The organism is Runella zeae DSM 19591, assembly GCF_000423565.1.
In the GTDB taxonomy this organism is placed as follows: domain Bacteria; phylum Bacteroidota; class Bacteroidia; order Cytophagales; family Spirosomataceae; genus Runella; species Runella zeae.
In genome coordinates, this window is the sequence record NZ_AUIF01000037.1 from 1 (window position 1) to 13,961 (window position 13,961).

Consider the following 13,961-nt stretch of genomic DNA (forward strand, 5'->3'; position numbering starts at 1 on the left):
TTCTAATTGCCTCGATGAGTAAATATTGCTCAAATAACCATAGATCAACACTTTTAAAAGCATTCTTGGATGGAAACTTGAGGTGCCCCCACCTTTATAGTTCTGCTCTAATTGGCTTAGTTCCAGCTTGTCTATGACCGAACTTACTACTCGAACTGGATGATTTTTATCTATCAATTCGTCTAAACTCGGTGGCAGAAGGCTTATTTGGTTGGGCGTATAGGGCTTAAATACCACCCGATTTCTTGAGTGTTTCATAGCCCTAATTTACAAAAAAATCTGCCCACAAAAAAGAGGCTGTCCCTTTTGAGACAGCCTCTTTTTTTACTAAGCTACAAAAATCTCCTGCGTGGGCTGTTCCGAACCGGGGATGATGGGCAAAGTCACCTGCAAAATCCCTTTTTGATATTCGGCTTTGATATTGGCGGTATCGACGGTCTCGTCGATCCAAAAGCTTCTTTCAAAAGACGCTTTCCTAAACTCATTACGAATCCAATTTTTGTTTTCGTCGTCGTTTACAGCCTGATACGAAATCGTCAACTCGTTGCCTTTGAGATTGATTTTGAAATCTTCTTTGGCGCGGTCGGGAGCGATAACGTAGATTTCGTAGCTATTGTCGGTTTTTGAGACGTTGACGGGGACCCGGAAATTTCCTCCGGCGTGTCGTCTGCCATAATGGCCAAATCCCATTCCGGGATGTCCGTGGCCACATCTTCCATGATGATGCATATTGTTAGGTTGTTTGGTTACTTATTAGATGGATTTTCGGTTTGTGGCTTATCGGCTTGTCCTCGCTCTTGATGAGGGGACTTGTGATGCTGACAAGCATGTGGGCCTTTGTGGTGATGCCACCCGTGATGCCCTACGGTAAAGCGCAAAGCTGCCGCAGTAATGAGCGCGACTGTCACGCCCAAAACCAATTTGGTTCGTCTTTTCATGAAATGATTTCTAAAATGTAGGGGTGGTAGTAGACTTAAATTTTAATTGTAGGACGTTGGTATTCGTCTCTCAACCCTTCTTTGCGGTACTGCTCTGTTAGATCTTCATAAGGAACGTAGTAGGGTTGGTAAGAGCGCCCCCAACGACGGCGGCGGCGACCTAAAAACAACCGAAACATCAAGCCCGCAAACAAGAAGAACAAAAAGGCTTTCAACAATAAAAATGGTAACATAAAAAGGAAAAAACCGCCGAGGAGACCTGCTCCAATTACTCTCAAAATTTGTGTAAACATAGCTGTAAATTGTTTTAAGTGATTTTTTGAAAAAGTACAAATGGGTGTACATAAAGGATGACGGATGAAAGAGAAAATTACTTTAAACTTTTTTGAAAAATTTTGTTTTTTCTCATTTCGTAATTGTAAAAGCCTAACGACCACAGCGTTTGCGCCATTCTTCTTTGAATTTGGTACGTTCTTCATCGCTCATATTCGCCCATTTTTCGCGCCAAGGATTTCTCTTTTGGAAATGCTGTGAGTTTCGTGAACCAAACCTTCTACCAAAATTGCCAAATAAAATACGGCACAGCACTAGTAGCCCTACCGCTTGCCAAAACGAAATAAAACTTACGCCTAGCAATGCGGGCAGGATGGCATTCCAGAGCCATTGCACTACTCCTCCAAGTGCGAGGACAGCAATGATGGCAAATGCTGGAAACATCCAAAAGCGACGGCGGTAGTTGGGATAACGATTCATATTTTTTTGCATTTAACTGTTAATCAAATCTACATATAAACTTTCCAGCCGTTGGCGGAGGTGTTGCACCGCGTAGCGCTTGCGCGAAATCAACGTTTTGATGTTTTCGCCAGTGCGGTCAGCAATCTGCTGAAAAGTCTGGTCTTCAAGTTCATTCCAGACAAACACTTGGCGTTGGTTTTCGGGAAGTTCGTCGAGAGCTTCGAAGAGTTGTTGCCAAAATATTTCGCGCAGGTAGTCGGTTTCGGGCGTGCCGTCGTCGGCTAGCAAAAGGTCTTTGAAATAAAATTCGCCTTCATCATCTTCATATCCATAATCTTCGAGGCGTTCGGGTTTTTGTTTGCGATAGCCATCGACGATACGATTACGGGCCACTCGGTAGAGCCAACTCCCCATTTGTTCGATGGCTTCAATCTCCGGCTGACTACTCAACTGATACCATACATCTTGCATGATGTCTTCGGCATCTTCGTCGCTACTTACGCGTTGACGAATGAAGCCAAACAACTGCTTGCTGTATTTTTTGATGGTTTGTACGATATTGTTTTTTGATGCTGCCAAAGCCAAAATAAAATGGATTATTTCTACAGACGCATAGCTACGGAAATTACTTTAAAAAAAGATAAAAAAAATAATGGAGGAAGCGAGTCCGTCATCTTGAAGCTATTTCTGTAGATAAAATTTCCTGACAATCTTACATCGTGACGAAAGATTATCAAGTGTTTGTCAAATTTTGGAATAAAGTTCATGATTCTATTACCGTCGGATAAATAAAAGTATGATTTCATTTATAACTATAGGTAAAAGACTAAATTGCAATTCTTTATACATTCCTTCCGCTTCTAAACTATATGTTAATTAAACCCCGAAGATTAGTGTATTCTAATGGATAAAAAAAACCTCTCCGAACGAGATATTTGTACTAAATATATTACGCCCGCCATTGAAAAAGCAGGTTGGGATAAAATGACCCAATTTCTAGAAGAAGTGTTTTTTACCGACGGAAAGATTTATGTCCGTGGAACACTTACGGCACGTGGCGAAAGAAAACGCGCTGACTACATTCTTTACTATAAGTCAAATATCCCGATTGCGGTTATTGAAGCCAAAGATAACAAACACTCCGTGCGAGCTGGGATGCAACAAGCGTTGAATTATGCGCAAATCCTGGACATTCCTTGCGTTTTTAGCAGCAATGGAGATGGCTTCCTATTTCATGACCGTACCGCAACGAATGAACAAATCGAAACGGAACTGGATATGGATAGTTTTCCGACTCCTCAACAACTTTGGGAGAAGTACAAAAAATACAAAGGCATCGACACCATAGATGCCGAAAAAATTGCCTCACAAGACTATTATTTCGACGGTAGTGGGCGCAAGCCAAGGTATTATCAACAAATAGCCATCAATCGGACGGTGGAAGCTATCGCGTTGGGGCAGAAACGTATTTTGCTCGTGATGGCTACTGGTACTGGCAAAACGTACACGGCTTTTCAGATTATTTATAGACTTTGGAAAAGTGCTACCAAAAAACGTATTCTTTTTCTTGCCGACCGAAATGCCTTGATTGACCAAACGCGCCGGGGTGACTTTAAACATTTCAAAGATAAAATGACGGTTGTGAAACACCGTCAGATTGATAAAAGTTACGAAATCTATCTTGCACTGTACCAGGGACTTTCAGGGGCTGACGAGGCTGCCAATGTCTATAAACAGTTTTCGCCTGATTTTTTTGACTTGATCGTCATCGACGAGTGCCACCGTGGAAGTGCCAAAGAGGATAGTTCGTGGCGCGAAATCCTGACCTATTTTAAAAACGCTACGCATATCGGCCTTACGGCTACCCCCAAGGAGAGCAAAGAAACTAGTAATATCGAATACTTCGGCGAACCAGTCTATACTTATTCGCTCAAACAAGGCATTGACGACGGTTTTTTGGCACCGTATCGCGTCATACGTGTGACGCTCAATGTCGATGCCGAAGGGTGGCGACCCGAGCAGGGCAAAACCGATAAAGCCGGAAACTTGGTGGAAGACCGCATGTATAATCGAACGGATTATGACCGAAACTTGGCCATTGATGAGCGTACGGATACCGTAGCTCGAAAATTGACCGAGTTTTTGAAAGGCTATGACCGCTTTGCCAAAACCATCATTTTTTGTGAAGATATTGATCATGCCGAACGAATGCGGTCGGCTGTTGCCCGTCACAATGCCGACTTGATGACCCAAAACTATAAGTATGTGATGCAAATCACGGGTGATAATGAAGAAGGTAAGCGTGAGTTGGATAATTTTATTGACCCCGAACAACGGTACCCCGTCATTGCAACTACGTCAGAGCTCATGACGACGGGTGTAGATGCCCAAACCTGTAAAGTGATTGTGCTGGATGCCAATATCGGCTCCATGACCAAATTTAAGCAAATTATTGGCCGAGGAACGCGCATCAACGAAGCATTCAATAAGCTCTATTTTACCATACTTGACTTTCGGAATGCCACTGATTTGTTTGCCGATAAAGAGTTTGACGGAGAACCCATCCGAATCAAGCCCATCAGTGAAGAGGGAGATTTGAGCGGGATTATCAAGGAAGAAGAAACCAATGAGGCACCGCTCTTGGATGAAAGTTCAGGAGAGGAGATAATCATTCAAAAGCCTGTCATAAGATACCCCACAGCTTCGGGGGCTGGAGGCGAAGTACGGGAGCCTCGCCAAAAAATCTACGTCAACGGTGTAGATGTATCTATCTTGGTCAGTCGTGAATTGTACTTTGACCGCGACGGCAAACCCATCACCACTAGCCTCAAAGACCATACACGTACGATTATTCAAGGAAAATTTGCTTCATTGGATGATTTCCTTCACCGTTGGAACAGTGCTGAACGTAAGGAAGCTATCATCAACGAACTGCTCGAACAAGGTGTTATGGTAGAGGCATTGTACGAGGCAGTAGACCAAGAAGTGGATTTATTTGATTTAATTTGCCATGTGGCTTATGACCAGCCGCCCCTTAGTCGGAAAGAACGGGCCAACAACGTCAAGAAGCGGAATTATTTTACCAAGTATGGGCCACAGGCCAAAAAAGTACTGGAAACCCTGCTGGACAAATACGCCGATGAAGGCATTCAAAACATCGAAAGTATGGATATTTTGAAGGTAAAACCCCTGACCGATTTTGGTTCTCCCGTAGAAATCATTCGGGAGTTTGGCAATAAAGCTGAATACCTTAAGGCAATCAAAGAATTGGAAAACGAACTCTACAAATTAGCGTAACCTTTTATGAGTAATATTTCTGGGACGATTAAGAGCATCCGCGACATAATGTGGCAGGATACGGGCCTCAACGGCGATGCCCAACGGATTGAGCAACTGGGCTGGATGCTTTTTCTCAAAATTTTTTCTGACAAAGATTTAGAACTAGAGCTGTTGGATGACTCCTACACGTCGCCGATTCCGAAGGAGTATCATTGGGTAAGAGAAAAAGGCAATTGGGCGGGCGACGACGAGGGCATCACGGGCGATGAGCTACTGGAGTTTGTGGATCGTAAACTCTTCCCTGCCCTGCGCAACATCAATATCAGTACAGGAAACCGCCGCGCGTTGATTGTGCGTGAGGTGTTTGAAGGCAACAACAACTACATGAAGAGCGGTATCAACATCCGAAAAGTGTTGAACAAGCTCAACGAAATTGATTTTAACGTCGCCAAAGACCGACACGCCTTTGGTGAGCTGTACGAGGGGATTCTCAAAGAACTCCAAAGCGCGGGCAAAAGCGGTGAGTTTTATACGCCCCGCGCCATTACGCAATTCATTACGGATATCCTTGACCCCAAAATTGGCGAGAAGATACTCGACCCCGCCTGCGGAACGGGAGGCTACCTGACTTGTGCCATTGAGCACCTCAAAGCCCAAGCCAACAGCGTAGAAGAGCGCCAAAGCATTGCCGAAAACGTGCGCGGGTGGGAATACAAACCGCTGCCGTTTTTGTTGGCCACGACCAACCTGATTTTGCACGACATTGAGGTGCCCAACATCCGTTTTGGCGATGCACTCGACCAGCCTTTGAGCAATTTTACCGAAAAAGACCGCGTTCACGTGATTTTGGCCAACCCGCCGTTTGGAGGTATTGTGGCCAACGGCAACGAAAGCAATTTCCCCCAAAACTACCGTACCAAAGAAAGCGCTGACCTGTTTCTGATTTTGATGATTCATTTGCTCAAAACAAACGGACGTGCGGGCATTGTCTTGCCCGACGGCAGCCTCACGGGCGAGGGCGTAAAACAGCGCGTACGCGAACGCCTCCTGCGCGAGTGCAATCTCCACACCATCATTCGCTTGCCCAACAGCGTGTTTCAGCCGTACGCTACCGTGGCGACCAACTTGTTGTTTTTTGAGAAAAAAGACATTCATTCCCTGCCCTTTAGTGGCTCGGCAGAGCAGGCGGGTGCTGAGGGATTTGCTACGCAGGAAATCTGGTACTACGAACACCGCCTGCCCGAAGGTCAAAAATCGTATTCTAAAACCAAGACCATTCAAGCCAAAGAGTTTGACCCCATCAAAGCATGGTGGAACAACCGCACCGAAAGCGACGTGTGCTGGAAAGTAGACATCCAAACCATCATAGATCGTAACTTTGACTTAGACATCAAAAACCCCGTAAAACAGGAAGAAACCCACGAGTACAGCAGTGCCGAATTGATGCAGCTATTGCAAGCCTCGTTTGCGAAAAGTCAGGATTTGTTGGGACAGTTGAAAGGAGCGGTCGTCAATAATTAGGGGCTTAATTAGTCGAAGTCAAATAAGCGAATGGGATAAAGAGGGAAGTTCCTGTCGGTAGAAACCATCGTGAAACCTGTACTGGCAGCTTGCGCTATCAACATCCGATCATAGATGTCTTTATGGTCTTTGATAGGCTGAATTTCATAAAAGCGCTGGGAATGTTCAGCAGTAAGGTTCAAGACTACGATTTGGAGGCTTTGGACGGCTTCGTTGATAAAGGTAGAAAGGGGGACTTTTATTTTGAATATATGAGGCTTGGTATCCAACAAATAGGCCATTTCCCAAAAAGAAACCGAACTGACATATTTGATAGAACGCGGGTCTTCCAGAAGTTTGATTACCTTCTTTGGTAAAAGTTCAGGCTGTTGAAATCCCTTGATAAATACCTGAGTGTCAAGTAAGTAGTTTTTCATTTGCGCGGCTGATTATCAAAGACAGCATCGTAATCAATTTCAGCCAATTGTCTGCCCCCTCCCAATTTTATCTTGGGAAGAGTAGTTGATTTTTTAGATACTTTACCGTTATCAGCGGTTGGTTTGGTTTTTGAAATCGATGTTTTCATCTTTTATTTGGTGGTAAAGCCTTTCAACAAAGATAAATGAATTTTAGTTTTAAAGCATTTTAAGTAGTCATTGATATCAGCAATTATGAGTAGAGGAAGAAAAAAAGCTAAGTCAAGCGGATTAGATTGGGAAGGTTTGTTTCATAAATCACAAGGTGTTTATTTTCAATTCATTCTATCAGAATTGGGTAAAAAAGCTGATTTTACAATTACTAACGACACAGGAGCGGCACTACTGGAAAAAATTAAAGCAGAGAAAGCTCAACTCATAAAAGAAAAAAAACTTAAAGTAGAAAAAGGCTTTCCACCTATTAAACCCAATGAAATTCCATTTGAAATACCCAAAAATTGGATTTGGGTTAGACTTGGCGATATTTGTAACTTTGGAAGTAGTCCTAAAGCCGAACCAAAATATATTGAAGCTACGACTTGGGTACTTGATTTGGAAGATATAGAAAAAGATACTTCAAAGCTACTTAACAAAATAAGATTTGCCGAGCGAAACTCTTTAAGTTCTAAAAGTATATTTAAAAGTGGACAAATTCTGTATTCAAAATTAAGACCATATTTGGATAAAGTTATTATTGCAGATGAGGACGGAGTTTGTACAACAGAAATCCTGCCAATAGAATTTTATGGGGAATCAAATCCTTTTTTTAATTTACTTGCTCTTAAAAGAAAGGATTTTCTCGAATATGTGAATAGCGTAACTAAAGGAATGAAAATGCCGCGTCTTGGCACTAAAGAAGGCCAAATGTCTCTTTTTCCATTAGCTCCACTTTCTGAACAGAATAAAATTGCTCAATTCCTTCAAGATTTCTCCAATCAAAGCCTTATTGAGGGTAAAGAGTATTTCGATTCAGAAACTGAAAAAAAGGTCATAGAGCTACACGAATCTCAATTGGCAGGCAATCAACTCTCAACCGAACTCACCCACCAACTTGATTTAGTCAAACAACTCCGCCAAGCCTTTCTGCGCGAAGCCATGCAGGGCAAACTCACTCCCTCTCTCTCTCAGGAGAGTGGGCAGGTTGAAACGGGTCAGCAGCTTTTAGCCAAAATCAAAGCCGAAAAAGCCCAACTCATCGCCGCCAAAAAACTCAAAAAAGAAAAAGACCTGCCCCCCATCAAACCCGAAGAAATCCCGTTTGACATTCCTGAATATTGGACTTGGTGTCGGTTGGGAGAGATTGCTTATATAGCGAGTGGAAGTACGCCGAAACCAGAGGCTTTCGTCACAAATGGCATTCCATATCTGAAAATGTACAATTTAAGGGGGCAAAAGATTGATTTTGATTATAAGCCCCAATATATAAAGGAAGAGATTCATAATGGACAATTGAAACGTTCTAGGACTCAAATTGGGGATGTAATTATGAACATAGTTGGGCCTCCTCTTGGGAAGCTTGCACTCATTCCAGATTCATTACCTGAATGTAATTTTAACCAAGCCGCAGTACTAATCAGACCTTACAAATATCAAAATTTAAATAAATGGGTTTTCTGGTATCTAAATGAAATGTCAGAGATTAATTCAATTGTGACTAAAGGCGTTGCAGGCCAAGATAATATCTCTATTACGCAATCAAATAATATGAAGTTGCCTCTTCCCCCCCTTTCCGAACAGCAACGCATTGTAGAAAAGCTAGAGTCATTGATGCAAACCTGCGATGCGTTGGAGGCGAGCATCAAAGACGGGCAGCGCCAAAATGAGCAGCTTTTGCAGCAAGTGCTGCGGGAGGCGCTGAAAAAGTAAAGCCCGCAGTTCTCGGAGGTGTGTAAAAACGATGCCGATATTTTTGACATCACCGACACGTTTATCGAAAAGCTTTAGCAGACCAAAAGAACTCACCAAAGAAGAAATCAAGCTTCGCTTAGTGCCCTCAAAAATCTTGAAAGTTACTGAGGATGAGAGAGTGAAGATGTTTTATTGGCACGCCCTACCCGAAAATTGGGAACAAATGCCAAAGGAAGACGGGGTTTTTAGCACTTCACTTTCGTAGAAGCACCAAAACCCCGCTTTTGCAAAAAGGCTGTTATAGGTTCGGATTTTTAGAATTGTATTTTGTAGCTCAAATTAGGCAGGAGAACCGTCTCAACATCTTTGTCAACCCCTCCTGTTCTAAAATTGTATTGGTAGCCAAAGAAATCGGGCTGTTGGGTCAGATTTACTATTTTCAAAGCGATTTCTCTTGAGCTTTTTGCTTTGTTTTTTGTGTAGGCAAGCGTCAAATGCACATTCGTAATGGGGTCTGAATGAAGGGAATAGGCGCGGGTTTCATCATATACAATCGCCTTTTTGGCTTTTGTAGCTTCTTCATCAATGGGCGAAAATCTGTCTCCACCCTGAAACGTTAACCGACCATTGATGTTAAATGTGTTCTGCTTATTTTTACCGACTTTCCACTCTTTGCCGGCCAGTAAATTTACTACGTAGTTTCTATTAAACCTTGTATCTCGCCACACGTCATCACCTCCTTTGTATTTTGATTCAAAAATGGAGGTAGTAGCCATATAATAAAACCCATTCGAGATATACTTCTCCAAGGTTATGTCCAGACCATAATTTCTGCCTTGCCCTTCATTGATGAGTTTCTCGGCAAAAAACCAATCTGACTGAAAATTAACAGCAGAAAACGAAGTACCCGCCATGACAGGCACGTTGAATAGTTGTTGGAAATAAGGCTCAATTTTTAGGTGCATTAGAGCGGTGATATTCCAATCATAACTCAACACAAGGTGGTGAGCCTTAGTAAAATCCAGGTTTTTGTTTACCGCTTTCTCGTCGGTAGATAATGAGTTGTTATAATACATATACAAACTCTCTATTCGGCTATGTAGCCCATAAGCCAATCCCACCGTATGCTTTTCGCCTATGTTTTGGGCAAGCGCCATTCGTGGTTCTATGGAGTACCTGTTGTTCAGCGAAAAATATTGGGCCGTAGCACCCACATTCAGTTTTAATCCAGCAGTAAGAAATATAGAAGAGTTAGTGAATGCAGAAGACAGTACGCTGTTTCCGCTTGCGTTTACAATCTCTGTAGGGTTTTCCCCTACACTGGCTGCACGGTTCAGCAGTAGATTATAATTCAAGAATCTTACCCTTATCCCTGTTCTGTTTGTATGCTTATTTCCAAATCTTTTGTTTAAAAATGTGGATAGTGCATACTCCCAATTGGTATTCGAAATATTGCTAAAAGGCACTAATTGCTCCGACTGATTGAGAGCCTTCGTTTGCCAATCGGTCTCGTTGACTGTGGCGGATAGCGCCGTTTGTATATAGGCATTGTTTTTTAGAAAAATCTTATGGTTTACTCCCAAAGCGCCCGTCCTCATTCTGATTTTGTCTTCCTGACTATCATCATAATATTTCCGGTCTGTGCTCTCTTTTTTAGGATTGTTGTTGGCGCTATCTATAAATCCCAAACCCCAAACGGAAAACACACCTGCTTTTTTGGTTGGAAAATGGAGTTTGAACGACAAATCCTGATACGTAATAGACGACGCACCGTCGGGTAATACAGGAGCTAATAAACCCAGCGTCGAGTACCTGTAGTTGTACACATACGATGATTTTCCACCTTTTTTGAAAGGGCCTTCCTGAGACGACTCCAGCCCTATAAGCCCCAATTGAATGGTTCTTTCTGTTTTTTCGGTATTTCCTTTTCGCAAATTCATATCAAACACGCCTGAAAGCGCATTGCTATATTCGGCTGGAAAGGCTCCTGTCAAAAAATCGGAATTGGCCAGCATCTGAGCGCTAAGGGCGGTTAGGGTACCACCTCCGAACGAACGCAAATCATTGAAGTGATTGGGGCTTGGTATCTCTGTGCCTTCCATTCGCCATTGTAAATAGCGGGGCGCATTACCTCTCACCACGATACCATTGTTACTATTGTTGGAGGCTACCCCCGCAAAAGCCGAGGCTAGTCTTGCGGGGTCATCAAATCCCCCTGCATACCTCGACGCTTCTTCTACGCTTAGCATCCGCGCACTCACAAGGGCAAATGGATTCAATGATTTTTGTTTATTTACCGAAGGCGTTATGGTTACTTCGTCAAGCTGTATCCTACTTTCTTCCAGCCCAATAGCCAATTGTGTTTGTTTACCCGAAACGACAAGCACTTCGCGTACTATCCTTTTGTGATAGCCTATACACGACACTTCTATGTCATATCTGCCGGTAGGAACAGGAGCTACTACAAACGCCCCTAAACTATCTGTGACGGCCCCGATTAATGGCTGACTATTGACGATAGAAACAGTAGCAAACTGTATAGGTAGTGAGGTGGTTTGATCCGTAACTATACCACGTATAACCTGGTTTGATTGGGCCTTTACAAGATGAATGCTCAAGGTGAAGAGCAAGGAGCAGAAAAACTTTTGCATCATTTTAAATAGAATTTTGATGATGCAAAACTATCTGCCCAGCGAGCGGGATTCAATACTGATTATTCAGTATTTATTGGGCTATATGAGTCCGAATTTGGTAGCAAATATGATGGCTTCAATGGTGTTGTTAGCGCCAAGTTTTTCCAGAAGTCGTTGCCTGTGGGTATTGACCGTATGTACACTGATAAACAATTTATCCGAAATTTCTTTGCTCAACAAGCCCTGTTTGACAAGCCTTAGAATCTCCATTTCACGCTTGGTCAACTCCAAACTTGGTTTAGTTTCTACGCCTGAGGATATTATTTTACCTGTCCGAAAATTGTGGATTTGGCATTTCACGGAAGATTCCTCATCTTGATTCGGTGACAAATCGATCGTGCTCATCATAAGCCACATCTGACCCATTGCATCTAATTCTAGCAATTGATATTGATCAATCACCCGAACATACTTCCCACTAGAGTTAAGCATTCTGAATTCATATACCGCTTTGTGATTTAGCTTTTCATCACTCGACAATTCTTTGAATAACTTTAGCGTCGATAGTCCAAGCATTGCCAAGTTATATTTATCATCAGGATGTATTTTTGCTTCAAAAAATGCGTAATTGAGTTCCTCAAACTCTTCTCTACTGTAGCCTAACAAATGCGCATAATTCTTAGAAAAGAAAGCAATTTTGACTTCATTCAAATCAAATATCTGAATGGAAGAATTGGTCAATGCCGCCAACGTTTCCACCACAGGCTTATGTTTTTCGAGTTTTTGGTAGTCTATATTTTGAGGTTCAAATTGCAAGCTGCTCATATATTTCATTACTATTTCATATATGGCATTTCTTTGGTCAATACTTTCGTTATTTGTCATGCTTTGTTGGCTACAATTTTATGTAAAATGGTTGTATTTTCGGTCTCTTTTTAGGCTGACCGATGAGGGTTTGAAGCTTTGTATTCGGGTGGGGTTTTGAAGTATGTTTCCACACGTATAAAAGTCAAAAAGAGTACATGAGTTTAATTTAGTTTCTTTGTCCCTCGCCTTACCACAGATACAATGTTGGTGGCTTAATATTTTACTCAATAAATACTATTCTGTACTTTTTATCTTTAACCATTCTGAATATAAAGTTTCTTCTTGTACTTCAGTTGGGTTTCAAAGAGGATATTGTAGTCATCAGGGTATCTAGAAAATAACACAAATGGCAACTAAAAAAGTATACATTGACATGCGTCGCCCGCTCCAATTAGGCCAATACCCCCTTTACCTTCGCGTCACCAAAGATAGAAAATCCCGCTATGTGTCGTTAGGCTTTTCATGTAAAAAAGAATTATGGGATGAGGCTAACAACCTCCCCAAAAAACGCCACCCCCTCTATAAAGAAATTACGATTGCCATCGAAAAGGCAAAACTGGAAGCAAATCGGGAGATTCTCAACTTACATAACGGCGACCAAGACTTTTCTACGGAAGAACTCAAAAACAACCTGCTGGCCGATAAACGCAAAAGCAAGCTGACTGTTTTTGAATACTTTGATAGTTATGTAGGACAACTTAAAGCCAATGACAAAATCGGTTCGGCCAATATCTATCATTCCACTAAAAAAAGTATCATGGACTTTCGTAACGGGAGAGACATGGAGTTTTCGGACGTGACACCATCGACGAGTCCAGTCCAAACAGATTGATTTGAGTCGGCTGAATTTTGAGCAATTATGCCTTGAATTCCCCGAAAAGAAACAGAAGAACATTCAATTTGCCGACCTGTGGGAACGGTTGGAGATCAAGCTTAAACAGATGCTGGCTCAAAATAAAACAAGAGGGTCGTTTCTGGCCAACTTCCAACAGGTCATTGACGATTATAACTCGGGCAGTCTTTCCATTGAAGAAGCCTACGAAGCTCTCATCCGACAGGCGGAAGCCTTGAATGAAGAACAACAGCGTGCTGCCAAAAACGAAATGACGGAAGCGGAGCAGGAGTTGTTTGATTTGTTAAAGAAAGAAAAGCTCACCAAAGAAGAAGAAAAAAGCGTCAAGCTTGCCGCCCAGACCTTACTTGAAAAACTGTTTGACGCCAAAAACAAAATCCTGATTCAGGAATGGCACAAAGAAAAAACCACGCAGGAAAAGGTGAGATGGGAAATTCAGCAAATCCTCGGACAACACCTGCCCGAACCCGGCTATAACCGTTTGGTCTTTTCTCAAAAAGTGGATGTCACCTTTCAGCACTTCTATGGACTGGCGCAGATGGGACTGGGATTTGTGGCTTAAAAAAACAGGAATACTTATGAAAAGTAAAAGCGTTTCAACATAATTCAGGATGCACTGTGTATACGGAACAAAAAGCAATATATCATATGCCTTAACTACGGTTGGATAACTATTTCATTCATTTTTGTATGTCCGATTAAGAGTATCCAAATGTTATTACGTATCTTGCTGTGGAATCACCTATGAAAAATTTCTATTCCGTTCGTTCCTCCTCAACTTTATGACCTGGACTTCTAATAAGATTCTATTTCTTTTTTTTCTTTTAGCAAT

At 42.2% G+C, this 13,961-nt stretch carries 15 protein-coding genes; 5 read left to right on the forward strand and 10 right to left on the reverse strand.

All coding sequences use genetic code 11. The annotated features are described in order from the left end of the window. The 6 genes from G563_RS0111065 to G563_RS0111090 all read right to left on the reverse strand — a co-directional run. A partial coding sequence (locus G563_RS0111065; protein ID WP_037326525.1) for an IS1182 family transposase occupies positions 1-258 on the reverse strand: 258 nt, incomplete at its 3' end. Between the two features lie 69 nt (positions 259-327). After that, positions 328-729, reverse strand: a complete 402-nt coding sequence (locus G563_RS0111070) for an Hsp20/alpha crystallin family protein (protein ID WP_028665377.1) — start codon at positions 727-729, stop codon at positions 328-330. 17 nt (positions 730-746) lie between these two features. Then, positions 747-938, reverse strand: a complete 192-nt coding sequence (locus tag G563_RS0111075; protein ID WP_028665378.1) for a hypothetical protein — start codon at positions 936-938, stop codon at positions 747-749. 35 nt (positions 939-973) lie between these two features. After that, on the reverse strand, positions 974-1,231 hold the full coding sequence (locus tag G563_RS34395) for a hypothetical protein (protein WP_037326528.1): 258 nt from the start codon (positions 1,229-1,231) through the stop codon (positions 974-976). A gap of 133 nt (positions 1,232-1,364) precedes the next feature. Continuing rightward, the gene (locus G563_RS0111085) at positions 1,365-1,691 is read right to left on the reverse strand and encodes an HMG-box domain-containing protein (RefSeq protein ID WP_028665379.1); all 327 of its coding nucleotides are present in this window, start codon (positions 1,689-1,691) and stop codon (positions 1,365-1,367) included. Positions 1,692-1,703: 12 nt separating this feature from the next. Further along, positions 1,704-2,252, reverse strand: coding sequence for an RNA polymerase sigma factor (locus tag G563_RS0111090; RefSeq protein ID WP_028665380.1), 549 nt, complete (start codon positions 2,250-2,252; stop codon positions 1,704-1,706). A 324-nt stretch (positions 2,253-2,576) separates the two neighbouring features. Here G563_RS0111090 and hsdR point away from each other — a divergent pair, with 324 nt between their 5' ends. Both hsdR and G563_RS0111100 read left to right on the forward strand, forming a co-directional pair. Then, positions 2,577-4,970 carry an EcoAI/FtnUII family type I restriction enzme subunit R gene (gene hsdR / locus G563_RS0111095; protein ID WP_028665381.1) on the forward strand — a complete coding sequence of 798 codons (2,394 nt, stop codon included), beginning with the start codon at positions 2,577-2,579 and terminating at the stop codon, positions 4,968-4,970. A 6-nt stretch (positions 4,971-4,976) separates the two neighbouring features. Further along, positions 4,977-6,473: a class I SAM-dependent DNA methyltransferase gene (locus G563_RS0111100; protein WP_028665382.1), complete on the forward strand. Its 1,497-nt coding sequence runs from the start codon at positions 4,977-4,979 to the stop codon at positions 6,471-6,473. Between the two features lie 8 nt (positions 6,474-6,481). On the opposite strand, the gene G563_RS0111105 is transcribed toward G563_RS0111100, so the two are convergent. Continuing rightward, positions 6,482-6,889: a type II toxin-antitoxin system VapC family toxin gene (locus G563_RS0111105; RefSeq protein WP_028665383.1), complete on the reverse strand. Its 408-nt coding sequence runs from the start codon at positions 6,887-6,889 to the stop codon at positions 6,482-6,484. Beyond that, positions 6,886-7,038 carry a hypothetical protein gene (locus G563_RS38000; protein WP_157585234.1) on the reverse strand — a complete coding sequence of 51 codons (153 nt, stop codon included), beginning with the start codon at positions 7,036-7,038 and terminating at the stop codon, positions 6,886-6,888. The genes G563_RS0111105 and G563_RS38000 overlap by 4 nt, the downstream gene beginning before the upstream one ends. Positions 7,039-7,123: 85 nt before the next feature. Between G563_RS38000 and G563_RS36910 the strand changes: the two genes are divergently transcribed. Further along, complete coding sequence (locus G563_RS36910) at positions 7,124-8,794, forward strand: restriction endonuclease subunit S (protein ID WP_051210908.1); 1,671 nt, start codon at positions 7,124-7,126, stop codon at positions 8,792-8,794. Between the two features lie 296 nt (positions 8,795-9,090). Here the strand turns inward: G563_RS36910 and G563_RS0111120 are convergent, their stop codons facing one another. Both G563_RS0111120 and G563_RS39060 read right to left on the reverse strand, forming a co-directional pair. Further along, positions 9,091-11,394, reverse strand: coding sequence for a TonB-dependent receptor (locus G563_RS0111120; RefSeq protein WP_229598487.1), 2,304 nt, complete (start codon positions 11,392-11,394; stop codon positions 9,091-9,093). A 114-nt stretch (positions 11,395-11,508) separates the two neighbouring features. Continuing rightward, on the reverse strand, positions 11,509-12,294 hold the full coding sequence (locus tag G563_RS39060) for a LuxR C-terminal-related transcriptional regulator (protein ID WP_051210909.1): 786 nt from the start codon (positions 12,292-12,294) through the stop codon (positions 11,509-11,511). Between the two features lie 328 nt (positions 12,295-12,622). Between G563_RS39060 and G563_RS0111130 the strand changes: the two genes are divergently transcribed. Together G563_RS0111130 and G563_RS0111135 are read left to right on the forward strand one after the other, a co-directional pair. After that, on the forward strand, positions 12,623-13,108 hold the full coding sequence (locus G563_RS0111130; protein ID WP_028665386.1) for a phage integrase SAM-like domain-containing protein: 486 nt from the start codon (positions 12,623-12,625) through the stop codon (positions 13,106-13,108). Between the two features lies 1 nt (position 13,109). Further along, positions 13,110-13,691, forward strand: a complete 582-nt coding sequence (locus G563_RS0111135; RefSeq protein WP_037326531.1) for a type I restriction enzyme endonuclease domain-containing protein — start codon at positions 13,110-13,112, stop codon at positions 13,689-13,691. Positions 13,692-13,961 lie beyond the last annotated feature (270 nt).

Bases quoted from the DNA above. Each gene is read 5' to 3' on its own strand.
- G563_RS0111070 (WP_028665377.1), bottom strand. From the start codon at position 729: ATGCATCATCATGGAAGATGTGGCCACGGACATCCCGGAATGGGATTT.
- G563_RS0111075 (WP_028665378.1), bottom strand. From the start codon at position 938: ATGAAAAGACGAACCAAATTGGTTTTGGGCGTGACAGTCGCGCTCATT.
- G563_RS34395 (WP_037326528.1), bottom strand. From the start codon at position 1,231: ATGTTTACACAAATTTTGAGAGTAATTGGAGCAGGTCTCCTCGGCGGT.
- G563_RS0111085 (WP_028665379.1), bottom strand. From the start codon at position 1,691: ATGAATCGTTATCCCAACTACCGCCGTCGCTTTTGGATGTTTCCAGCA.
- hsdR (WP_028665381.1), top strand. From the start codon at position 2,577: ATGGATAAAAAAAACCTCTCCGAACGAGATATTTGTACTAAATATATT.
- G563_RS0111100 (WP_028665382.1), top strand. From the start codon at position 4,977: ATGAGTAATATTTCTGGGACGATTAAGAGCATCCGCGACATAATGTGG.
- G563_RS0111105 (WP_028665383.1), bottom strand. From the start codon at position 6,889: ATGAAAAACTACTTACTTGACACTCAGGTATTTATCAAGGGATTTCAA.
- G563_RS38000 (WP_157585234.1), bottom strand. From the start codon at position 7,038: ATGAAAACATCGATTTCAAAAACCAAACCAACCGCTGATAACGGTAAA.
- G563_RS36910 (WP_051210908.1), top strand. From the start codon at position 7,124: ATGAGTAGAGGAAGAAAAAAAGCTAAGTCAAGCGGATTAGATTGGGAA.
- G563_RS39060 (WP_051210909.1), bottom strand. From the start codon at position 12,294: ATGACAAATAACGAAAGTATTGACCAAAGAAATGCCATATATGAAATA.
- G563_RS0111130 (WP_028665386.1), top strand. From the start codon at position 12,623: ATGGCAACTAAAAAAGTATACATTGACATGCGTCGCCCGCTCCAATTA.